We start from the raw sequence: 21,392 nt of genomic DNA, 5'->3' as shown, positions 1-21,392 counted from the left end.
TTCGGTCATCGGCCCGGTGGCGGGCCAGCCATGCGAGGACCTTACCGTGAAACCCATCCTGATCTCCGTCACAGCGCTGCTGATGTCGACCGGACTGGCGAGCGCAGCCGAGCCGATCGTCGGAAACTGGAAGACGACGCTCGGCGACACCGCCGCGATCGAGCCGTGCGGCGGCGGTTTCTGCATCACGCTGAAAAGCGGCAAGCATACCGGCGAGAAGATCGGCGCGTTCGAAGGTAGCGGTGGCAGCTATTCCGGCAAGATCACCGATCCCGACGCGAAGAAAACCTATAACGGCACCATCAGCGTCTCCGGCGACACGGTCACTCTCAAAGGCTGTGTGATGAAGGTCGTCTGCGAGTCGCAGAAGTGGTCACGCCAATAGTCCGCGGGGACAAACGGAATACGTAACATACGGGTGCTTCCGGCGTGATTGGCTATCCTTGCGCCGGGAATCATTTCCGGCATCCGCCGGAGCCATGGAAGATCGGGATTGCTGCATGATCAAAATGAAAAGCGCCTATTGCGGGTTGGCTCTGGCACTGGCGGCGGCACCCACGGCCGCCGCAGACATGTCGGAACCTCGATCGGTTGTCGCCGACAGCGGATGGAAGTTCCAGGTCACGTTCGACGGCTGGCTGGCAGGTTTGAATGGCGACATCGGCGTGCGCGGCCTCCCGGCGGCGGCAGTCGACGTCTCATCTCTGGACGTGCTCGAGGATTTGGACGGCGTGTTTGCAGGATCCTTTCAAGCAGCAGGCGATAGCTGGCTTCTCTATACGGATGTCATGTGGGCCAAGATTTCGACCGACGCCGACGTCGGCCCCTTCGGCGGAACGGCCGACTTCGAGCAGACGCAGATCGTGGCGACGGCCCTTGTCGGCTACGAGCTGCCCGTCAACGTGGCGAACATGCAGCTCTACGCGACGGGCGGACTTCGCTACCAGCACAACAAGGTGGAACTCGGGATCGATCCCGTATTCTTCCCGGCGATCGACCGCAGCGGTTCGCAAAGCTGGGCCGATCCGATCGTCGGGCTCACCATGCATTATGACGTCAACAGCAAATGGTTCGTCGACGTCATGGCCGACATCGGCGGCTTCGGCGTCGCTTCCGACATCACTCTGCAGGGCACCGCGACGGTCGGCTATAACTGGACGGACACGCTCGCTTCGTCTCTCGGCTACAAGGCCCTCTACACCGACTACGAGGACGGTGGCTTCCAGTACGACGCCACCCAGCACGGCGTCTTCACGCGACTGGCGGTGAAGTTCTAGCCGAAGCCGCGGGGGCGCCTCGCGGTAAGCTACGGTCGTGTAACCGTAACATACTTCCCCGCGCGCCGCCGAATGCACACAGATTGGCGACCTCATGAAAAACGACCGACGGGGCGGTCGACAAGGAGAGTGCAATGAAACGCGCGACGAGACGGGTTTACGCTACTGCCGCGGTGCTGCTGATGGGCTGGGGAACCGCGTACGCCGAAGCACCGAAGACGAAGATGGCGACGCCGATACCGGATTCGATCGTCACGCCGGAGAGCGTCGACACCAGGATTGGCAATCTGAATTTTTTTGACGGCTTTCCGGACGACGCCACTTCGGAGAAGATCTATGACAATCTCGATTTCATGCGAGGCGTGGATGCTTTTCTCAATGCGATGCCCGGTGCATCCGTCGAAGCTATGCGGGTTGGACTGGCCAGCCAGGGCGCCGACAACAACCAGACGATCCTGATATTCGAAAATCTCATGGACTCGCATTCGCTGTTCCTGACCGGCAACACCGAAAGCATTTACAATCTCATGTGGCTCGACACTAAGGCGGGTCCGCTGGTCATCGAGACGCCGCCCAACATCCTGGGCATGATCGACAACCACTGGTTCCAATATGTCGGCGATGTCGGCAATGCCGGCCCGGACAAGGGTAAGGGTGGAAAATACCTGCTCTTGCCGCCGGACTACGAGGGCGTGGTCCCCGAGGGTTATCACGTGTTGCGGTCGTCGACCTACGGGAACCTGTTCTTCTGGCGCGGCTTCCTCGAAAACGGCAGTACGATGACGGCCGTCGAAAACACCAGAAAATTCGCCAAAGTTTATCCGCTTTCGGAAGTCGGCAATCCGCCGCCGATGAAGATCGTCAACGTCTCCGGCAAGGAGTTCAACACGATCCATGCCAATAATTTTCATTTCTACGAGGAAGTGAACGCCATCGTCCAGTACGAGCCGAACGAAGCCTATCATCCGGAAGTGCTGGGACAGCTCGCCTCCATCGGCATCGTAAAGGGCAAGCCCTTCGCGCCGGATGCGCGGATGAAGAAGATCCTGACCGAAGCGGTAGCCGTCGGCAATGCGACGGCGCGCACCATAACCTTCAAGAGCCGCATGAAGGACGCCTATTATTATCCGAACAGTGCCTGGTTCACCGGCTTTGTCGGCGGCAGTTACGAGTTTCTTCTGCAGCCCGGCGTTCGCTATCTGGATGCGCGCGTCCTGTTTCACTACTACGCGACGGGCATCACGCCGGCGATGGCGATAAAGCGCGTCGGCATCGGTTCGCAATATGCCGGCGCCACGACCGACAAGGACGGCAAGCCGTTCGACGGCGGCAAGACCTATAAGATTCACCTGCCGCCAAACATTCCTGCAAAGGAATTCTGGTCGTTCGTGGCGTATGACAACCAGACGCGTTCGATGCTGCAGACGGACCGGCAATTCCCCAGCATCGGGAGCGACAAGAAAGACATCGTGATCAACGCGGACTCGTCCGTCGATGTCTGGTTCGGTCCGACGGCGCCGAAAGGCCATGAGGCCAACTGGGTCCAGACAGTGCCCGGCAAGGGTTGGAACGTCCTTCTTCGCCTCTATGGGCCCCTGGAGCCGTGGTTCGACAAGACCTGGAAGCCGGGCGAGTTCGAACCGGTCGAGTGACGCCAGGCTAGGTGATGAACGGATCGCCGCGCCACAGGCGCCCGCCCGCATACTGGGTCCACCTCAATGCCGATCCGACTGGTATGTCGGATCGGCATTGGGCGGGAATACTGCGCCGTACATGAGGGCGTCGTCGGCATCAGCCACGGTGGCTTGCGCCTTCTGGCGCGTGTTTTCACCGTAACAGCGATCAGCGGGACTGCATTGGGAGGCGGAGCTTGAGGTCAAGATTTGGGCTGTCGGCTCCATGGATCTAAGTGGGTCTCCTCGCAGCTCAGACCACTGCGGCCTTGATCCTGTTTTGGATCGTGTTCCCGTCTTTCATGGCTTGGTCACCCACCTAGGTGAATGGCAGCTGCTGGATCTCTCGGACCAGGTCGGGATTTCGTACGATCGCTTGAATCCAAATTTTCGAAATTGCTGTTTTTTAACGGGTTGGCTGAGTTGGTTCGAATTGATTGCATATTACAGTCGGCTAAGATCTTAGTCCCCAGGCTTTCCGCGCAAGGGATCACAAATCTGCAGGCGGGCTTGATGCCGAAAGTGTCAGCAGTTTCGGATGGCATCACGCTCTGTTTCTTGACTTAGACCGGGGTTCAGATGTTAGGTCGGCGCGGCCTAAATCATCCGCATCTAATGCACAGCGGCCGGGGTGATGATCCCGAGATTGCCAAGCCCGGCGACGATCAGCTGGACTGCGACGGCGGTCAGCAGAATGCCGAAGACGACCTCCGAGACGATCATAGTGACTGGCTTCATACGCTTGGCGAGCTTGTCGATGTTGGTGAACACCAGATAGTCCAATGCGCCGACGATCAGGATCAGGCCGATGACAAGTATCGCACTGGCGATCGAGACGACTTCGCCGGAGGCGATGATGATGATCGTAATGCCGACAGGATTGAGCAGGTAAGGGACCGCAAGCGGAAATACGGCCAGCTTGTCGGGATCGACGGGCGCCGCAATATCGTCATGCGGCTTCTCTGTCGGTCCTGATGCCATCTTGATCGCGATCAGTGCGAGGATGATGCCACCGGCGACGGCGACGGCGCCGCCCGTGATGTGGAGAAGCCGCATCAGCAGAGCGCCGGTGGCAAATAGGATCAGGGCCGTGACGACGGCGATCTGGACCATCTGGCGGCCGATGCGCACCTTGGTTTGGGTATCGAAGGCGTGGGTCTTTTCCAGAAACGGCACCAGGGCAATCTTCGGCCCCATGCCGATCAGAAGCAGCAGGAGAAGTTTTCCGACGAGTGCGGCATCGATGACTGTGAAATCCATGAAACGTGCCCTCTAAATTTGTGATGCGGAAATCGAGACGAAGAGAACCAAACGAACTCGTCAGTTTTTCTGCGAGCACTCAGCGCGGGCATACGTCCCAGAAGCCCGTCGTCTTGGCGGGCGAGGTGTAATACCAGCATTGACCAGATTGCGGCGGCGTGCCTGCCAAGGACACGGCGGCAGCTCCGGCGACGAAGCCGATGGCAGCACCCGCGGCGATGGCGGTGCCCGGACGCCAGTAGCGGCGAGGGGTGACGACGACGACGCCGCGCCGGACAGGCGGGCGAACGGCGGGGCGGGTGCTTCCGACTGCGGCGCATCCCCGCGGTCCGCAGGCTGCAGCGCCGCAGCCTCTCGGACCACATGCCGCCACGCCACGACGGGCAGCTTCGGCCGTTACGGGAATGAGGACGGGCGCGCAGACCGTCATCATGACCGCAAGTGTCGCAAGCATGTGCGACAGGATGACCAGGATCTTCATTTCATTTCCTCCCATTGTTCTCGTGTGTCGTTCATTTCCTCGAAGATGCCGCCCTCAGGCCGGGTTTGCGGCGGCGGCCGCGTTCTGTGCTGCGAGCGTCTGCTGGGCAGCGGCTGCAACAGCGTCGTCCTTGCCGCCGGAGACCTGAACTGTGGGCACAGCGAGCTTGATGCCGTTTTCGTTGAACGCCTCATGGATCATCCGCAGAGCCCGACGCTTCAGCGTGAACTGCTGGCCGGGAAGCGTCATGACCTTCATGCGCAGGAGCAGGCCGGAGTCGCCCAGGCTGTCGATCCCCTGCATCTTCAGCGGCTCGATCGTCGTCGGCTTGAACTCCGGATCCTCGAACAGCTCCAGGCCGATCTTCTTGATGATCTTGCGGGCCTTCTCGATGTCGGAATCGTAGGTGATGGTAATCGTCATCTTCTCGATCACCCAGTCGCGGCTCATGTTCTGGACTGCTCCGAGCTCGCTGAAGGGGACGATGTAGACCGCGCCGCGGTGGTGCCTGAGCTTGATCGATCGCAAGCTGAAGGATTCGACGGTGCCCTTGTAGCTGCCGCTCTGGATATATTCGCCCACCCGGAAGGCGTCGTCGAGCAGGTAGAACATCCCGCTGATCACGTCCTTGACCACCGTCTGCGCGCCGAAACCGATCGCAACGCCGACCACGCCGGCGCCAGCGATCAACGGGCCGATCTCCACGCCGAGCGACGATAGTGCCATCATGATCGCGACGGCAACGAAGAGGATCATCAGGAAATTGCGAAGGATCGGCAGCAGGGTTCTGAGACGTGTGCGCCGCCGCTCCCGTTCGCTGCCGACTTCGAGGACGGCTTCGGTGTCGCCGAGCTTGCGATCAATCAGCACTTTGACAACGCTCCAGGCAAGGTCGACGACGAGCAGAATGATGCCGGCGCTGAGGAGGCCGCGCACAAGGCGCAGAAGCGGCGAATCCTGCATCGTCATCTGCGTCAGCCTGATATCCAGGGCGTTCGCCAGCAGAAGAATGGCGCCGACGATCAGTGCCGCCCTGATGCCGCGCTCGACGATCACCGAGACGACGGTGCCTCTCTTATGGCCGTCCTCTTCGTCCTCGGAAGAGCGCAGGATATTGTCGACCGACGCCTTGGTGAGGGCGATAGCGCCGGGCAGTGCGGCACAGACCACCGCGATCCAGAACAGCCTCATCGCACCCACCACCCACAGCAGCCAGACGGCAACGAAGTAGACCGTCCAGAGCCAGTTCCGCGCCCGCAGGCCGATGCGGCTGGCCTGGCCGGCCGTCAATCCGGACGGACGTCTCCAGACGGCTTCGATGCCGATGACGAGGAGCACGAGGCCGAGGACATAGGCCACGAGTTGCCGGGCCGGGACGGAAAAACCGAGTGTGCCGAGCAGGCGGATGGTCACCCAGCCAAAGGCATACCAGCCGACGAGATAGCCGAGGCGTTTCGCCCAATGGCCGGCGGCATTCTTGGTGATCGGTACGACACGAAACCGACCTTCTTCCTCTGCTCGCGGTGCCAGAAGCACATCGAAAATGGCGCTTGCCAGACGGAAGATCACGATCGCAAAGAGGTAGCCGACGACGATTTCCCGGACGATCGGCGGCCATTGGAACAAGAGGAAGAAGCCGATGCTGCCGAGTCCGAACGACAGGACGAAACATGCCGCCCACAGAAGCCTCGCAGCCAGTGCGATCACCCTCTGGCGAACCGTGGCGAAGGGCGCGCGTGTCATCCATGAGCGCCAGCCGGCGCTGATCCACCACAACAGCCATTGCGCAGCCAGCCCGACGGCAACGAAGGCAGCGACCAGGAAGATCGGCCGCGTTCCGCCGTTCGCCTGGACGTCGCCTTGGAGCATGGCCGCGCCACGCATCGTCTCGGAGGGAAAGGATTTGATAGCTCCGAGAAGGCTGGAAACATGGACACGGAGCCGCATCGCAAATTCCGAGAACGAAGGGTCGGCATTCGGCGTTGCGACAGGCGGTTCCGTGACGGCCCGGGCTGCTTCCGATTGCTGCTGCAGGAAGCGCTGGACATCCGGATCCGAGAACATGCCGATAAAGCGCTGGACACTTTCAGGCTGCGGGCTCGCAGGCGTCGCGCTCTGGGCCGCGGCAATGGAGGCACAAAGGAGAATGGATACCAGGGTGGCCCCGATGAGAAGCGGCCTGACCATGCGGAGTTTGGAAAGTAAAGGCATCGTCTATCCTGATCTCGATGAAGCTGTTGCCGGTTGCTGAAGCGCTATTGCCTACATGACTCCTTCGATCGGCCCGCGGCAGTGCACTCGGACGCCTTCGGTCGCGTACCCACAGGACCCGTGAGGCCGCTGACCTGGCCGGCGTAATTATCTCTGGTATCCGCATCGACGACGGCGACCGGGGCGGCAAGGATCAGGCCGGCTGCGCTGCCCGCGGCGGCCGCCGTGCTCGTCGTCGCGGCGAGGATCTTGTCCCCGAGCCCAACCTTGCTGTCGGTCAGCGTCTGCCCGTCAGAAATGCGAGCCCCTATGAGCTGAACGACCTCGGGCGATTCCGCGAATTTTCCGTGGTTCAGCCTGTCGCCCGCCTTGACCTTGGTGAGGTCGATGACCGTGATCTGGTTGTCGGCCAGTTCCTTCTTGAAGGGGGCCTGCTCGGGATCGATGGCGCCGAGTCTGGCGACGTCGCCCCATACCCTGCGCGATACCGCGAGCGCGCGATCGTCTCGCGAAACGAACAAGGTGAAATTCGGATGCTGCTTGCCCATGTCGACGATCTGCTGGCGGAAGACATCGACATCCACGTCGGGCGAGGCCAGCATGACATTCTTGAACTTGGCAGGGAGGCGGCCGTTGCGGATCGCCATCTGGCGAAGCGCTTCCAACGCCAGCCAGTTCCCCATGGAATGCGCCAGGATCGAGACTTCCTTCACCTCTGGATCCCTCGCGAGATACTGGAAGAGCGTCTCCAATGCGTTGCGCGTGTAGTTGGTGCTCTCCCTGTCGTAGCCATAGGCAAGTAGACTGCCGCGCGACGGCCATGTCACTAACACGGGCGCGCTGTGCACGCCGGAATCCTTGACAATCTGAGCGAAGCGATAGACGGAATCTTCGAAACGGTTGTTGAAGCCGTGGATGAACACCAGCACGCTGCGGTCGCGGCTCTTCCTGACAGAGGCGCTCAGCCATTTCTTGGCGTCGTCGCGTGTGATCTCCGCGGCTTTCAAGGTTGCGAAATCCGTTGCTGGATTGGATGGAAGTCTTCTCGGCCAGGCGACTTCGCCGATCTTGCGGACGTTCGCAGGCGGGATGGATACGGTGATGTCGGCAAAGGCCGGGGCGAGTGCACGCTCGCCTGTGAACATTTCGCCTTGGATCGTGGAGCGGCCGCGCGTCGTGGTCACGAGCATGTCGACCTTGGCGGCGTTCGGCGCGCTATCGGCAACCGGGATGAGGACGTTCTTCGGGTGGCCTCCGCATCCGGCCAATGCGCAGAGCAGCAGCAGAGCCGAGATCCATTTCAAACCCGGGGAAAGGCTTGGTTGAATTCGGCCGTCACGACATTTTGCTGTGCTCACTGGCGTTCCTCATAGCCCTGTCAAATTGGTACGGGCCTCGACGCCGCACGCCGCGGCGGTCGAAGTCGGCACTGAGGCCAGACTATGCGAAGACGAGATGGCGTGCCCGTATGATCGGGTATGTTACGGTCGGGAAGACAGTATCAGCGGGGTTGCAGGTCCGAGGTGGCGGCGGTCGACGCGATTGCATCGGGATCGGGCACCGTCATCCCCGCCTTGCGAAGTCCTTCGATCAGACGATCGCGATCTTCGGGCTGCATGTTGCGCATTGCGAGTTCGGTGACGATGTTCGGCAGGAAGTCGGGTCGCATGCTGACGAACACCTGTCCTTCCCGGCGGGCGTCGTCCATCATGCCAGCCTCTGCGTAGATGACGGCGGCGACAACATGGAAGAGAGGGAACTTCTGCATGTTCGCCTGTCTGATCTCCAGCACGGCAGTGTGGTTGTCGCGGAGCATATAGGCGGCCAGGGCTCGTGTTCCGTGGTAAAAGCCGCCGCTGCCAGGATTGAAGGCGATGGCCTGGTCCAGCAGGCTTGCTCCACGTTGCCACTGGCCAGCGATCGCAAGCCGAGTTCCGAACTCGCCCATCAGTTCGGTGTCATTGGGGTTGGTGGCGAGCGCCTGCTCGCCCACACGCAGTGATTCAGCGAGCTGCCTGTCAAAGAACAGCGCCGTCATCAGTGCTTGAAGTCCGCGTGTATTGTTCGGATCGATCTGCGTTGCGCGCCTGGCGGCATCGAGTGCACGCTGTATGGCTGTATCCTGGTCTGGTGTCGGATTGAACTTGTACCGGTCCTCATCGAGATAGACGATCGACAGCATTGCCCAAGCGGTCGCGTAGTTCGGAAACCGCGCGAGCGCGGCCTCGAGGCAATCCCGGACGCGCGCATGCGCTTCGGCGGTCAGTTCGGAACGATAGGCATAGAAGCGCAAAGTGCACTCATACGCACCGAGGTCATCCGGGGGCGGACTGGCGGCGTCGACCTGTGCCATGACCCCGTAGGGCTGGGCGATGGCGGTCGCGACCTTTCTGGCGACATCCGTCTGGATCGCAAACAGGTCTTCCGATGCGAGATCATTGTCATAGTTCTCCGACCAGAGGATTTCGCCGTCCGACGTATCGAGCAGCCTCGCGGTTACACGAAGGCGCTTGCCCGACGTGCGTACCCCGCCGGCAAGGAGATAGCGTGCGCCGAATTCGGCCCGGATCTCCGATGCGCCCACATCCGCTGGGAGGGACTTGGACGTTTCGCGGCCGAAGACCTTGATCTCCTTGAACCGTGGCAGGATGGTCATCAGCTCCTCAGTCAGGCCAGCTGTGTAGAGCTGTGCCTCCGGCCCTTCGCCGAGATTGGCAAACGGGGCCACGACGAGGGCCGGCCGATCGGGCGACAGGCTTGCAACGCGTTCGAGCGACGGAGCGGGAGACCGCGCCCCGATCCAATAGAGCGAAATAGCCACTGCAGCGAGCGCGGCAGCACCCGGCAACAAGACCCGCCTTGCGCGCCACCAGCGTCCGGGGCGAACCTCAAAGGGTGATGTTTCGCCAGCGTCTTCGTCTCCAATGTCGGCTGACGCCGGGCAGGACCAGGCGAAGGTTGGAACATATCCGCCCTTGGGGATGTCGATCCTGACCGGGTCATGCTGCCCGGCAACGAGATAATAGCGCTCGAGCGACCGCCGCAGCCGTCCGGCCTCGATCCTGACCACCGGGTCATCCTGGGTGAAGCCGGGATCCCGGCCGAACACCTCGATCGCGATCGAATAGGCTTTGATCCGGTTGCCCCGACCCTCGAGAGTTTCCGAGACGACATAGCGGAGAAACGCTGGCGCGCGACCGACGCCTGGAAATTCAGGGCTGGAGACGACACGTTCCAGTTGCTCGCTGATATCGTCGGCTTGAGGCGCCGGCCTTGAAGAAATGGATGCAGCAGACCCCTCTGCTGGTATCGATGTCTGCATGTCTGTCCCCAATCCCCCGTGGAGTCACATCACTGCCAGACCGTATGTTACGGTAACATACTCCACGAACCGATTGCCGTCCATGAAGATCGGGATCTGGCACACGTTGCAGTGGCGACGTCTCGAATGCCGGTAAGGAGTGGACCATGGACGAAGGCGTGACCGCAGTCCGTCGGCAGTTTCCAGCGAGGATCAGGGCGATCGACGATCTCTCTGCCCGCAGTGAGGATTTTCGGGAAATCTGCAGGGACTTTGCCGACGCCCAATCGGCGCTGCAGAAATGGAACGGCTCAACCGATCCGAAACGCGACGAGCGCGTCGTCGAATACCAGGAACTGATCGCCGAACTCTCCAAGGAGATAGAGGGCGCGCTTGACGCCTCGGTACCGCCAACGGCACGCTGACGAGGCGAGACTAAGCACGCGGCAAGCCATCGCCAGGCGTATGTTACGGTTACCTACTTGCGTTCCATCGCCCGGTAACGACCATCGCGACAGATGTCCGGCGCTGAAACTTTGCGCTTCCACGAAACGAAACGCCTCCGAAGGATATTGCCGTGGTTTCCGAAAACTTGGACGAGCCTGCCATTTCCCCAACGCCTCGGAATCCACTCCGCAGGATAGCACTCATCGTCCTCCTCCTGGCGCTCGTCCTGTTCGTCCTCTCCATCTTCATGGAGCGGCGCACGCCATCGACCTCGCAGGCTCAGGTCCAAGCCTATATCGTCGGCATCGCGCCCGAAGTTACCGGCCGGGTGGTGGAAGTCGGCGTCGCCGACAACTCGCGCGTCGAGGCCGACCAGATTCTCTTTCGTATCGATCCCGAGCGCTATGAACTCGCGGTCAGTGAGGCCGAGGCGAGCCTTGCAAGTGTCGGCCAGTCAATGGGCGCGTCAACGGCTGCTGTCGATGCGGCGCAGGCAAAGCTCGTAACGGCCCAGGTCGATCGGGACAATCTTCGCGAACAAGCCGCACGCGCCGCAGAGCTGCAAAAGAGGGGCGTGTATTCCAAAGCGCGGGCTGATTCAACCAAATCGGCTTTCGTTCAGTCAGAGGCAGCCGTCACCGGTGCTGAGGCTGAGCTGGCCAAGGCCAAGGAGCAGCTCGGGCCGAGCGGAAATGACAATCCGCAGCTCCGGGCAGCTCTGGCAGCGCTCGAAAAGGCACGACTCGATCTGGTGCGGACCACCGTTCAGGCACCTTCGGCCGGGGTCGTGACCAACCTCCAACTTACAACCGGTAAGGTCGTGTCGGCCGGACAGTCAGCCATGACCTTTATCGATGTCGGAACGATCTGGATCACCGCCGCCTTCAAGGAGAATAGCCTCGAGAAGGTGGCAGTTGGCAACCGGGCGGAAGTCCTTTTCGACGCGCTTCCCGGTCGGTTGTTTCCGGCGCAAGTCGAGAGCGTTGGTTTCGGCGTATCGCAAGGGAGCACGGACCCGAACACCGGATTGCCGACGATCCGGAGCGATAGCGGCTGGGTCCAGGAGCCGCAGCGGTTTCCGGTCCGCCTCATCATCGAGGAGGCGCAGCGGCCCAAGGGCGGCGTACGCTACGGCTCACAGGCGACCGTCGTCATCTACACCGGCGACAACCCGGTCACCAATGCCTGGGGATCGCTCTGGATCCGCATCATGTCGGTGCTAACCTATGTCCGCTGAGAGGAGCCCCGCGGTCGAGGAGCAGAAACGCAAGGGGCTGCGGGTCGCATTCGCGGTCTCCATCGGCTTCACGCTCGCAGTCTATGCCGGGGCTATCGTACCGTTCCTTGGTCCGCTCTTTGCCGCCCAGTTTCTGCTCGGAAGTTCGCGGCCGATGCCGCTCGGCAAGACTATCGGGGCGGCGATGGTCATCCTGATCGCAGGAATGGCGATGATGGTTCTGACCGACGTGCTCGGCGACCGTCCGGCACCCTTTCTGCTGATCCTGGGGCTGACCTATTTTGCGTGCTTCGCCGCACAGTCGACGGGAAAGGGAGGACCGGCCGTCTTTCTCGTGCTGGTCGTTTCGATCATCGTGCCTCTGCTCGGCATTCTGAACAAGGAGCTCGCCAATTCCATCCTGTCCATCCTGGTCGCCGGGGTGTTGTCCGGCACGGCTCTGATGTGGTTCGCCCATGCGATCTTTCCCGAGCCGTTTTCCCCGGAGGTTGAGGCGGTGGCGATCGACGAGCGGCCGCCGGCCTTGGGTCGGGCGCTGGCAAACACGGTCATCCTTCTGGGCTCCGTCGTGATCTGCCTGACGAGCGACAACCTGACCGCCGCGGCGGTCATTCCGATCACTGTTGCTTCGCTGCTCGGGCAGCTCGACGTTGCCGCGAGCGCGCGAGTGGCGATCGGGCTCGTGCTCGTCAACCTGTTCGGCGGCGTGCTCGCCTCCGTTGCCTATGCCGCGCTATCGCTGCGCCCCAATCTTTTCTCGATCTTCGTCATCGTTCTCGTCGTCGTCCTCCTCATCGGAGGGCGCGCGGCTGCTCGCTCGAAGGACGCCCCGGTTTTTGCCGGCGCCCTGACAACCTTCCTGATCCTGTTCGGCCTCGGGGTCTCGCCTCTGCCGGGGAGTGCTGCAGAATCCTTCGCCACCCGCATCGTCTATGTCGCAGCAGCCTTGATCTACGCGCTGCTGTTTGCCGTCATCCTGTGGCCGCGGGCCGCGGAAACGAAGAGGATATCGGTATGACTCAGTCGTACTCTGAGAGCACGTTACCTTGAAGAAGTCGGCTGTCTTCAGTCCCGCGATGTTCTTGGCGTTAGTCGCTTCGGTGGCCTCAGTAGACGCCGCCCAGAGAACAGAAGACTTCCTCAAGGCCCGCAAGCATTGCGAACTCACCCATCTGTGGAAGGATCCACCCGACCCCAATGGCTTCAGCGAATGCATGAAAGAAAGGCGCTATCGCCTCCATTTCTCGCCGACCTGCCAGACCGGGAGCCGCAGGGCGCAGTGCTACGACCTGCAGCGCTAACTGCCGACGCGTTAGCATCAGGTCTTTGCTTGCAACCCGGCGCAGAGGAACTGCCGCCCGTTATCGAGGCGCTCATTGTTCCCTCCCGTGGAAAGGCGGCCCATCAGGTTGCAGCCTTTGATACATACCGGCTGCGGTAGTCGTTGCGTTGAACGAGCATTGCGAGCCTACGATTGGAAAATGCGGCATTCCCGGTCACTTCCGGGCCGAGCCACGGCGGGCAGGGAGGTTGATCGCTTTCGTCGGCAAGCTCGATTTCTGCGACAACCAATCCGTCGTGGACGCCACTGTAGACGTCCACCTCCCAAAGGCAGCCACGATGGTTCACCTCATAGCGGGTCTTATCCACCACACTCGTTGCAAAGGCGATCATTTCGAGGGCATCGGCGTAAGGAATCTCATATTCGAACTCCTCGCGCCGCAGGCGCCCGGTCCGGAGTTTAACGGTCAGGACGGCGTGTGCCTTATCGATGATCCTGACGCGCACGAAGCGGTTCTTCTTCGCCAGCAGGTAGCCCTGGCAGAATGCGGCGCCCTTGGAAGCGTGGTCCCGCCAACTATCGTTTGCGACCAGAAATTTTCGCTCAATCTCTGCGGTCATTCTTGCCTCCCTTGTCGTTCCGAACCGCGACGAACCTGAATGAGGGTGCTTGACGGACTTCCCGACCAGGCACCGCCGTCCGAACTTTAATATCGAGTCGGCAGGGATGCAGCCTCCCTCCGCCGGATCGTGCCGTTGATCGCCATATGCCGACAAAACTCCGGGACGAAGATTGCTAGCGCTTCAGATCGAGGATCTGTCCCGACGCCCTGAGCTGCTCCAGCGTTTTACCGAGACAACTTCCACCGATCGGTTCGCCCAAGGCCTTGGCGGTCCCGCCGACAGATATCGTTCCGGCAAGCTTGCTCGGATTGACATAGGTGGCCACGCCATTCGCCTCCAATCTCGTGAGATAGAAGATCTGGTACAGGCCTTTATATTCGCAGGCTACGGCGATCGGAAATTGATCGAACGGCTCGGCCGCCTGCGCTCGCGAAACGGATATGCCGGCCAAGGGAAGAATGCAGGCAATGGCGACAGACAGCACACGGTCCGATGGATGGATCATCACACACTCCTGTTGATTGATAACATCGCCGCGCCGGACAGCTGGTCTGTTCCGGGCGGGCCTTCCTCCTGAAACTGCGGTGTCGTTCCCGCGCGGCTTCGACTATTGCATCTGCTCGGCGACCACATCCGGTACAATATGCCGGATGCTTTTGTCTTCGACGTAGTCAGCGGGTCGCTTTTGACGTTTCCCAAGGTCCGGTGCGTTGAACTTCATCGTTTCGTACGGAATCGACTTCAGGATGTGCGAGATGCAGTTGATGCGCGCGCGCTTCTTGTCGTCGGACGGCACGATCCACCATGGGGCGTGCTGGCGGTCCGTCGCCCGGATCATCTCGTCGTAAGCAACCGTGTAGTCCCACCACCGTTGGTACGACTCGATATCCATCGGGCTGAGCTTCCACTGCCGCAGCGGATCCTCGATCCGCCGCCTGAAGCGCCGATCCTGTTCCTTCTCGCCGACCGTCAGGAAGTACTTCAGCAGGGTGATGCCGCTTTCGACGATCGAGGCTTCAAAACCGGGAGCCAACTCAAGAAAGCGCCGGGCCTTTTTCTCGGAGCAGAATCCCATCACCCGGTCGACGCCGGGGCGATTGTACCAACTGCGATCGAATATGACGATTTCGCCCGCAGCGGGCATATGTGCGAAGTAGCGCTGCATGTACATTTGCGTCTTTTCGCGATCGGTCGGGGCCGGCAGCGCGACCACGCGAAAGACACGTGGACTGACGCGCTCGGTAATTCGCTTGATCATCCCGCCTTTGCCGGCAGCATCCCGGCCCTCGAAGATGATCACGACGCGAGCGCCCGATTTTTTCACCCAAGCCTGCAGATGCGCGAGCTCGACCTGAAGCTTTGCGATTTCCTTGTCGTAGTTCCAGGACTTCTTGCCTTTCATTTCGTCCACTTCGGTGTAGTCTTCCTGCCGCTTGTTCATCACGTCCTCCTTGCCCTTCACTGATGATCGCCGACCAAAGGCCGGTCGCTTCCTTCCCCAAGGCGCGCGGCACGCAGCGCGTCCTCCGTGTCGCCAAAGAACTTTCCGGCTCCGATGCCGTCGACGACGCCGGCGCGGCCCAGCAGCTCCGTGACCTCGGCGTTCAGATGAGCCACGCCGAAGACGATGCCCCGCCCGGAGAGGTTTGCCTGCACGGCATCAAGTGCTGCGGCCCCGGTGCTGTCGATATGCGCAATGGCGCTGGCGTCGAGGACGAACCAGCGTGTTTCGGCCGGCAGGCCGTCAGCGACGGTGCGCAACCGGATCCGGACATAATCGGCGTTGTAAAACAGCAGATTGCCCTGGACGAGACATATGGCGATGCCCGGAATGCCCCGGGCCTCCGGAAAGCGCTGCATGTCGTAGAAGCCATCGCGTCCGGCAATGCGGCCGAGAAGCGTGTCTTTCGGAAACATCGTCTTGCGCAGGAGATAGATCAGGGTTGCGGCGATCGCGACGATGACGCCGTTCAGGACTCCGAAGCTGATGGCTCCGAACATGGCGATGAGGGCGAAGACGAACTCCGCGCGGCTGATGTGCCATATCTTTCTCAACTCGCTGACGTCGATCAGGCTGATTGCGGCTGCCGCCAGGATCGCCGCCAGGGCAGGGATCGGCAGGATGCGCAGGGCGCCATTCAAGAACAGCAGCGCCGCCATCAGGGTCACGGCGGAAACGAGACCGGCTGCCTGCGATCTGCCGCCGACTGCAAGATTGATCGCTGTACGCGAGTCGGACACGGCGATGGGAAATGAACCAAACAGGCCAGGGGCGATGTTCGCCCCGCCCAGCCCAATCAGTTCCTGGTTGGCGTCGACCTCCTCGCCGGAGCGCGCCCCGAAGCTTCGTGCGGCGACGATACTCGAACCAAAACTGATCAGAAAGACGGCTGCCGACCCAAGGACGATCCTGTCCATGGGCATTTGAGAGAATGCATGGAGGGAGAATGACGGCAGCCCGGTGGGGAGATCGCCAACGACGCGGATGCCAGCGGCTTCAAAGTTGAAGATGGCGGAGAGAATGACGGAAACAACGACAACGACGACGGGTCCCGGTACAGGCAGCCGCGTGGCTTTCACGATCCACAACAGTGCGAACATGGCGAGCCCGAACAGCAATGTCGGCCAATGGATCAAGGCATTCTTGCGAATGATCTCGGCAATCGGCGGCAGGAGACCGTCGGACTCGATACGCACCCCGGTAAAGCGGCCGATCTGCCCGACAAGGATCGAGATGGATACGCCGGCAAAGAAGCCGACCAGAATCGGGCGGGATAGAAAGCTTGCGAGGACGCCTAGCCGCAGCAGCCGTGCTGCAAAATAGAAGGCTCCGACGCCGAGCGCCAGGGCAGACGCGATCGCAACCGGATCGGCTGATGTGCCGGCAGGTTGCGCGGCGATGACAGTTCCTATGACCGCCGCGAGAACCGCCATGGTCCCGGCGTCCGGTCCGACCACCAATAGCCGCGACGGCCCGAACAGAGCGTAGGCAACGGGCGCGACGATACTCGCATATATCCCCGTTTCCGGGGGGAGGCCGGCGATGGCGGGATAAGCGATCGCACTCGGCAGTCCGACAGCCGCAATCGACAGCCCCGCAGGAATATCGCTTCGCAGCCAGTCCGCGCGAAATCCTTCCAGGCCCCTGAATACCGGCATATGAAAACTTTGAAGCATGCCACTCCCCCCCGAAATTCATTCATCTGCTGAAGCGAACTCAGGCTACCAGTGGGGTGGCTTCCGATCGCTCCAGACTGGGCGCAGATTGGGCTTTGACGAAGATGGCCTTGCCAGCGTCAGCCGAAGGGTTGACCGCGGACGCTGACGCGCTGGCCGAACCCATGGCTGACGACCCGCATGGTTGCGCAGCGGCCTAGCCGACGGGTGCCTCCCAATTCAGGAAGAAGCCGATGTCGCCCGGCATACCGCCCGGAAAACTGATGACCATCGCTTTCAACTTGTAGCCGTGAGGCCGGGCCACTTCGACGAAAAGATCATATATTTCCTTGGCTTTTCCTTGAAGCGTCGTCGGCCACTCTGGCCGGGCACTGTTGATCGCGCGGCCGCTATCCGTGCAGAAGCTCGAGGGAAAGCTATAAACCATGGCCTCGGATTTGCCGTCGGCGGCTGCCTTCATGACGACGCGCCTGATAATGTCACGTTCCTTGTCGCCGACGTGTTTGCGGAAGAAGTCATCGACGAACTCCGCGTGTTTTTTTGCTTCACGCGCTTTGACTTTGTCATCACGCTGCATTTCTATCAGCTGCAGTTCCAGAGCTTTCTGCCTCAATTCGTCCGCGCTAAGCATCTGAGGATTTGACTTTTCACTTTCAGCCATGACGTTCCCTCCCACTGGTCCAAGGCCAAGACCAAAAATTACAGCATCGATAAGTCAAGCTAGACAGTATGATACTGTAGGTTCTGGTAACCTACCGCGCTGCCGATATTTTAGCCGTCAACCCTCCCACTGGGATGAATATGCGGCATGGGCGAAATGCATGAAGCAGGAGTGTTGTCGGCTCCATCTCGTTGACGTGCCGAGCCGGAGGCGGCAGGGCACCGCGCCACGACATGGAACGTTAGCCACCGGTTTCGAAACCGGGGTACAGCATCATTCCGCCGTCGACATAGATCGTCGCTCAGACGATGTAGTCGGTGAAATCAGACGCAAGCCGCACCGCCATCCGGCCAATCTCCTCCGTCTCGCCGATGCGCTTGTATGGAATGAGCTTCATCAGTTCGACGTAGGCTTCCGAGGTTTGCCACGCGCTGGATCGGCGTGCGAATGGCGCCTGGGGCGATGCTGTTGACGCGAATGCGCTTTCAGCGTGCCCATGACTTCGTGGTCAAGCGGCCCGCGGTCGATTTTAGCCTGCGCTCTGAACTCCGCTTTTGCAAGGGTGTTACTGTAACATACGTCCCAGATCAGTCCCACGACTACGCCTGGAGCTGTCTTTGCTATAAATTTGGAGCAAAAGACGGCTTGGCCGATGTTTAGCTATCAATCCTCCTCCACTCGGAGGAGTATGCGGCACGAGCGAAGATACAATAGTCGACAGCCTACACACCATGTCTGACCGCAAGGAGGATTTGAGATGGCTAGACCTCACGCATTGTTACTCGCCACAGGCTTGTTCCTGCCTTTTGCAGGTTTCCCGTTTTCGCCACATCCGACACCGATCGCCGCCGCGCAGGAGCCGACCCCTTCCAGTCCCGTCGCGGAAAAAGACGACGCGCCGGCGCCGTTGAGCGAGGATGAACTCGAAATCCTGGTGGCGCGGATTGCGCTTTATCCGGACGAACTGGTCGCGCTCGTCACATCGGCGTCGCTCTATCCGCTGCAGGTCGTGGAAGCAGCCCGGTTTCTCGAAACCTTGAAGAAGCAGCCCGAGCTCAAGCCGAAGACGTCGTGGGACGGCAGCATCGTATCCCTGTTGAACTATCCCCAGATCGTCACGATGATGAGCGACGATCTGGACTGGACGCAGTCGCTCGGAGAGGCGCTCTCCTACCAGCAGAAGGACGTTTTGATCGCCATACAGCAGCTGCGCGACAAAGCGGTCGCCGACGGCATCATCAAGACGGACGACAAGATCAAGGTCAGCCAGGAGAACGACAACGTCGTGATCGTCTCCGCCAGTCCTGACAAGATCTACGTTCCGCAGTATGCGCCGGAGATGCTGTATGAACCGAATTATGTGGCCGCGCCGATCGGCTACTATTCCGAGCCGTATCCGAACTACTACTATCCGACCGCCACATTTTTCGCGGGTGTGGTGACGGGAGCGGTGTGGGCCGCTGCCGTCGACTGGAACCGTTGGGGCGTATGGGGCGGTCGCTGGAACGGCAACGTCGATATCGACTGCAACAATTGCCTCAACAACATCAACGGCAAAATGAATATCAACGACGTCGACTGGAAGAATGTCGACCGCAGCAAGATCGGGTTCGACGGGGCGCAGTTCAACAATATCGACCGCGGCTCCTTCCGGAGCAGTATCGAGGCGAATGCCGGCAACAGGGTCGGAGCTAGAGGCAACGACCGTGCGAACACGATCCGCGACCAGCCAAGCAAAATCAGCGTCAACGATGTCCGCAAGAGCAAGATCGATGCGGACAGGATAAGTGCTGCCCGCAGCAATGCAGGCAATATGGGAGCGGCTCCTGGTGGCGGGAAGGGAGCGCAGGCTGCACAGAATCGCAGGCCCGAGGCAAGGACGCCGAACAGGGCGGCCGAAAAAGCAAGGCCCGGGGTCAACGCCAAACGTCCGGTCGCAAAGCCGAAGCCTGCGGCCCGGGTCGACAGCCGGCCGAGAAAGCCGTCGGCCCTCGGTCAGGTCGACAGCGGCAGGCGCGCTGAGATGCAGTCCAACCGCGGCAGACAGGCCATGGCCGGAGGCAATCGTGGCGGCGGTAGAGCAATGCACGGCGGTGGCGGCGGCCGCGGCGGTGGTGGACGCGGCGGCGGTCGTCGGTGACGGAAAGAAGGAGGAAAGTCATGACCAAGTCAGTCAGAAACATGCTTCTGGGTTCGATGTTCACTCTAGCGGCTCTCGCCACCAATCCGGTTCCGGCATCTGCAGCAGAACCATCCGATGCAACCGTCATCTCGGACTTCGCTTCACAGAGCGATCCCCCCGTATTCGAGACGCCGGAACAGGCCGTTGACGCCTTCAAAGCGGCCTTGGCGTCTGATGATTTCGACAAGTTCGCGGCGCTGCTGGGTATTGATGCAGCGAAAGCGAAGGCAGGCGAAGGCGTGATGGACACCTACGCACAGATTCGGGACGGCACAAGCAAGAAGATCGTCGTGAAGGACGTCGATGACCGCAAGATCATCGAGATCGGCGACAAATTATGGCCTCTGCCATTTCCGATCGTGAAGGGCGACGATGGCAAATGGGGCTTCGACACCTATGCCGGGTTCGAGGAGATCATCAATCGTCGCGTCGGCGAGAACGAATTGCAGACCATCGACACGATGAAGGCCTATGTCGACGCCCAAAAGGAATATTCTTCCGCCGACCACGACGATGACGGCGTCCTGGAATATGCTCAGAAACTGATCAGCAGCGACGGCAAAACCGACGGGCTCTATTGGTCGCCTGATCTCGGCGAGGGCGATAGCCCGGCGGGCAATGCCCTGGAAGACAATGCTGCGCTTGACAAGGCGAAGGCCGGCGAGGGCTATTACGGCTATCGCTACAGGATCATCGACGGCCAGGGGCCGAACATCGCGGGTGGAAAGTTCGATTATGTGATCAACGGCAATATGATCGCGGGATTTGCCCTTATCGCCTGGCCGATCCGATATGGCGAAACCGGCGTGCACACATTCGCAGTCAACGCGAACGGCACGGTCTACCAGGCCGATCTCGGCCGGGAGACCGAAAAGATAGCTGCCGGTGTCAGGACCTTCAACCCAGGTGACAATTGGGACGTGACTGCTGATTGAACACGGTCGCGGATGTTTGGAACCAAGTCCGCTCCACCTCGTTGCCGCTTCGTATCTGGCAATGATGCAAAGGAGGAAACGATGATTTCTGCAGATCAGATCCGTGAACATATGGAAGTTCGGGCTGCCGACGGCACCCATGTCGGCACAGTCGATCATCTCGACGGCCCCACGCGCATCAAACTGACGAAGACCGACTCGGGGGATGGAAAGCACCACTTGATCCCGCTCGATTGGGTCGATCACGTGGACGCACACGTCCATCTGTCAAAGAACGCCAGGGATGTCCGAAGCCAGTGGGCCACCATCAACTGACCGCCGGTCGGCTGCGGCTTATGGGCCGCAGCCTCCTTGAACAGGATGGTTAGAGCATGATGTCGTCCGAAAACCGCTCACACTTTTCGGCATCATGCTTTTAAAGGAACCCGCCATATCGAAGCAATTGAAGAGGGGCGATGAGGTCAGCTGGAATACCAGCCAGGGAAAGACCAAGGGCAACGTGATTAGGAAGCAGACCAGCCAGACGAAGATCAAGGGTCACACAGTGAAGGCCACGGTGGCAGAGCGCAGTATATCGTCGAAAGCGAAAAAACGGGAAAGTGAGCCGCGCACAAGCCCTACGAACTCAGGAAGCTCTGACGACCG

Annotated in this window: 20 protein-coding genes and 1 pseudogene; 11 read left to right on the top strand and 10 right to left on the bottom strand. The window is 60.6% G+C overall.

The window, feature by feature from the left end:
* The first annotated feature begins 82 nt into the window (after positions 1 to 82).
* The 3 genes from RWK44_RS07840 (at position 83) to RWK44_RS07830 (ending at position 2,929) form a co-directional block, all read left to right on the top strand.
* Positions 83 to 385: a DUF2147 domain-containing protein gene (locus tag RWK44_RS07840; protein ID WP_051077434.1), complete on the top strand. Its 303-nt coding sequence runs from the start codon at positions 83 to 85 to the stop codon at positions 383 to 385.
* 115 nt (positions 386 to 500) lie between these two features.
* A complete protein-coding gene (locus RWK44_RS07835) occupies positions 501 to 1,277 on the top strand; it encodes a hypothetical protein (RefSeq protein WP_316028629.1) in 777 nt (258 codons plus the stop codon).
* Positions 1,278 to 1,411: 134 nt separating this feature from the next.
* On the top strand, positions 1,412 to 2,929 hold the full coding sequence (locus RWK44_RS07830; RefSeq protein WP_316028628.1) for a DUF1254 domain-containing protein: 1,518 nt from the start codon (positions 1,412 to 1,414) through the stop codon (positions 2,927 to 2,929).
* 633 nt (positions 2,930 to 3,562) lie between these two features.
* On the opposite strand, the gene RWK44_RS07825 is transcribed toward RWK44_RS07830, so the two are convergent.
* From RWK44_RS07825 to RWK44_RS07805, 5 genes are all read right to left on the bottom strand, one after another.
* On the bottom strand, positions 3,563 to 4,210 hold the full coding sequence (locus RWK44_RS07825; RefSeq protein WP_131663558.1) for a MarC family protein: 648 nt from the start codon (positions 4,208 to 4,210) through the stop codon (positions 3,563 to 3,565).
* 79 nt (positions 4,211 to 4,289) lie between these two features.
* Positions 4,290 to 4,691: a hypothetical protein gene (locus tag RWK44_RS07820; protein WP_168285069.1), complete on the bottom strand. Its 402-nt coding sequence runs from the start codon at positions 4,689 to 4,691 to the stop codon at positions 4,290 to 4,292.
* 54 nt (positions 4,692 to 4,745) lie between these two features.
* Positions 4,746 to 6,902: a mechanosensitive ion channel family protein gene (locus RWK44_RS07815; protein ID WP_222061045.1), complete on the bottom strand. Its 2,157-nt coding sequence runs from the start codon at positions 6,900 to 6,902 to the stop codon at positions 4,746 to 4,748.
* A 44-nt stretch (positions 6,903 to 6,946) separates the two neighbouring features.
* On the bottom strand, positions 6,947 to 8,260 hold the full coding sequence (locus RWK44_RS07810) for an alpha/beta hydrolase (RefSeq protein ID WP_168285071.1): 1,314 nt from the start codon (positions 8,258 to 8,260) through the stop codon (positions 6,947 to 6,949).
* Positions 8,261 to 8,403: 143 nt separating this feature from the next.
* On the bottom strand, positions 8,404 to 10,224 hold the full coding sequence (locus tag RWK44_RS07805; protein WP_222061047.1) for an adenylate cyclase: 1,821 nt from the start codon (positions 10,222 to 10,224) through the stop codon (positions 8,404 to 8,406).
* A 146-nt stretch (positions 10,225 to 10,370) separates the two neighbouring features.
* Between RWK44_RS07805 and RWK44_RS07800 the strand changes: the two genes are divergently transcribed.
* The 4 genes from RWK44_RS07800 to RWK44_RS07785 all read left to right on the top strand — a co-directional run bounded on the left by RWK44_RS07800 (position 10,371) and on the right by RWK44_RS07785 (position 13,188).
* Positions 10,371 to 10,628, top strand: a complete 258-nt coding sequence (locus tag RWK44_RS07800) for a hypothetical protein (protein ID WP_131663553.1) — start codon at positions 10,371 to 10,373, stop codon at positions 10,626 to 10,628.
* Positions 10,629 to 10,780: 152 nt separating this feature from the next.
* Positions 10,781 to 11,887, top strand: coding sequence for an HlyD family secretion protein (locus RWK44_RS07795; protein ID WP_316028627.1), 1,107 nt, complete (start codon positions 10,781 to 10,783; stop codon positions 11,885 to 11,887).
* A complete protein-coding gene (locus RWK44_RS07790) occupies positions 11,877 to 12,905 on the top strand; it encodes a DUF2955 domain-containing protein (RefSeq protein WP_131663551.1) in 1,029 nt (342 codons plus the stop codon). Before RWK44_RS07795 ends, RWK44_RS07790 begins: the two co-directional genes overlap by 11 nt.
* A 28-nt stretch (positions 12,906 to 12,933) precedes the next feature.
* Positions 12,934 to 13,188, top strand: a complete 255-nt coding sequence (locus RWK44_RS07785; protein ID WP_245503828.1) for a hypothetical protein — start codon at positions 12,934 to 12,936, stop codon at positions 13,186 to 13,188.
* A 103-nt stretch (positions 13,189 to 13,291) separates the two neighbouring features.
* Here RWK44_RS07785 and RWK44_RS07780 read toward each other — a convergent pair whose 3' ends face one another.
* The 5 genes from RWK44_RS07780 to RWK44_RS07760 form a co-directional block, all read right to left on the bottom strand.
* Complete coding sequence (locus RWK44_RS07780) at positions 13,292 to 13,789, bottom strand: CYTH domain-containing protein (protein WP_168285074.1); 498 nt, start codon at positions 13,787 to 13,789, stop codon at positions 13,292 to 13,294.
* 175 nt (positions 13,790 to 13,964) lie between these two features.
* A complete protein-coding gene (locus RWK44_RS07775) occupies positions 13,965 to 14,297 on the bottom strand; it encodes a hypothetical protein (protein WP_131663550.1) in 333 nt (110 codons plus the stop codon).
* A gap of 102 nt (positions 14,298 to 14,399) precedes the next feature.
* Positions 14,400 to 15,233, bottom strand: a complete 834-nt coding sequence (gene ppk2, locus RWK44_RS07770) for a polyphosphate kinase 2 (RefSeq protein WP_131663549.1) — start codon at positions 15,231 to 15,233, stop codon at positions 14,400 to 14,402.
* A gap of 17 nt (positions 15,234 to 15,250) precedes the next feature.
* Complete coding sequence (locus RWK44_RS07765) at positions 15,251 to 16,969, bottom strand: SulP family inorganic anion transporter (RefSeq protein ID WP_316028626.1); 1,719 nt, start codon at positions 16,967 to 16,969, stop codon at positions 15,251 to 15,253.
* A gap of 196 nt (positions 16,970 to 17,165) precedes the next feature.
* The gene (locus RWK44_RS07760; RefSeq protein ID WP_128401682.1) at positions 17,166 to 17,630 is read right to left on the bottom strand and encodes a hypothetical protein; all 465 of its coding nucleotides are present in this window, start codon (positions 17,628 to 17,630) and stop codon (positions 17,166 to 17,168) included.
* A gap of 757 nt (positions 17,631 to 18,387) precedes the next feature.
* Between RWK44_RS07760 and RWK44_RS07755 the strand changes: the two genes are divergently transcribed.
* From RWK44_RS07755 to RWK44_RS07740, 4 genes and pseudogenes are all read left to right on the top strand, one after another.
* Entirely contained in the window at positions 18,388 to 19,770 is a 1,383-nt protein-coding gene (locus RWK44_RS07755) for a DUF3300 domain-containing protein (RefSeq protein WP_222061054.1), read from the top strand.
* 20 nt (positions 19,771 to 19,790) lie between these two features.
* Positions 19,791 to 20,747: a DUF2950 domain-containing protein gene (locus RWK44_RS07750; RefSeq protein ID WP_222061056.1), complete on the top strand. Its 957-nt coding sequence runs from the start codon at positions 19,791 to 19,793 to the stop codon at positions 20,745 to 20,747.
* A gap of 81 nt (positions 20,748 to 20,828) precedes the next feature.
* The gene (locus RWK44_RS07745) at positions 20,829 to 21,062 is read left to right on the top strand and encodes a DUF2171 domain-containing protein (protein ID WP_017964693.1); all 234 of its coding nucleotides are present in this window, start codon (positions 20,829 to 20,831) and stop codon (positions 21,060 to 21,062) included.
* A gap of 115 nt (positions 21,063 to 21,177) precedes the next feature.
* Positions 21,178 to 21,350: pseudogene (locus RWK44_RS07740) on the top strand (DUF2945 domain-containing protein).
* Positions 21,351 to 21,392: the final 42 nt, after the last annotated feature.

Source organism: Rhizobium sp. 25PS6, assembly GCF_032464655.1.
Classification (GTDB): domain Bacteria; phylum Pseudomonadota; class Alphaproteobacteria; order Rhizobiales; family Rhizobiaceae; genus Rhizobium; species Rhizobium laguerreae.
Note: the sequence above shows the minus strand (reverse complement) of the source record. Positions and strands in the feature narration are given on the sequence as shown.

Coding starts and splice junctions, on each gene's coding strand:
- RWK44_RS07830 (WP_316028628.1), top strand. CDS start 1,412: ATGAAACGCGCGACGAGACGGGTTTACGCTACTGCCGCGGTGCTGCTG.
- RWK44_RS07820 (WP_168285069.1), bottom strand. CDS start 4,691: ATGAAGATCCTGGTCATCCTGTCGCACATGCTTGCGACACTTGCGGTC.
- RWK44_RS07840 (WP_051077434.1), top strand. CDS start 83: ATGTCGACCGGACTGGCGAGCGCAGCCGAGCCGATCGTCGGAAACTGG.
- RWK44_RS07755 (WP_222061054.1), top strand. CDS start 18,388: ATGGCTAGACCTCACGCATTGTTACTCGCCACAGGCTTGTTCCTGCCT.
- RWK44_RS07825 (WP_131663558.1), bottom strand. CDS start 4,210: ATGGATTTCACAGTCATCGATGCCGCACTCGTCGGAAAACTTCTCCTG.
- RWK44_RS07805 (WP_222061047.1), bottom strand. CDS start 10,224: ATGCAGACATCGATACCAGCAGAGGGGTCTGCTGCATCCATTTCTTCA.
- ppk2 (WP_131663549.1), bottom strand. CDS start 15,233: ATGAACAAGCGGCAGGAAGACTACACCGAAGTGGACGAAATGAAAGGC.
- RWK44_RS07760 (WP_128401682.1), bottom strand. CDS start 17,630: ATGGCTGAAAGTGAAAAGTCAAATCCTCAGATGCTTAGCGCGGACGAA.
- RWK44_RS07835 (WP_316028629.1), top strand. CDS start 501: ATGATCAAAATGAAAAGCGCCTATTGCGGGTTGGCTCTGGCACTGGCG.
- RWK44_RS07775 (WP_131663550.1), bottom strand. CDS start 14,297: ATGATCCATCCATCGGACCGTGTGCTGTCTGTCGCCATTGCCTGCATT.
- RWK44_RS07800 (WP_131663553.1), top strand. CDS start 10,371: ATGGACGAAGGCGTGACCGCAGTCCGTCGGCAGTTTCCAGCGAGGATC.
- RWK44_RS07790 (WP_131663551.1), top strand. CDS start 11,877: ATGTCCGCTGAGAGGAGCCCCGCGGTCGAGGAGCAGAAACGCAAGGGG.
- RWK44_RS07815 (WP_222061045.1), bottom strand. CDS start 6,902: ATGCCTTTACTTTCCAAACTCCGCATGGTCAGGCCGCTTCTCATCGGG.
- RWK44_RS07750 (WP_222061056.1), top strand. CDS start 19,791: ATGACCAAGTCAGTCAGAAACATGCTTCTGGGTTCGATGTTCACTCTA.
- RWK44_RS07765 (WP_316028626.1), bottom strand. CDS start 16,969: ATGCTTCAAAGTTTTCATATGCCGGTATTCAGGGGCCTGGAAGGATTT.
- RWK44_RS07780 (WP_168285074.1), bottom strand. CDS start 13,789: ATGACCGCAGAGATTGAGCGAAAATTTCTGGTCGCAAACGATAGTTGG.
- RWK44_RS07745 (WP_017964693.1), top strand. CDS start 20,829: ATGATTTCTGCAGATCAGATCCGTGAACATATGGAAGTTCGGGCTGCC.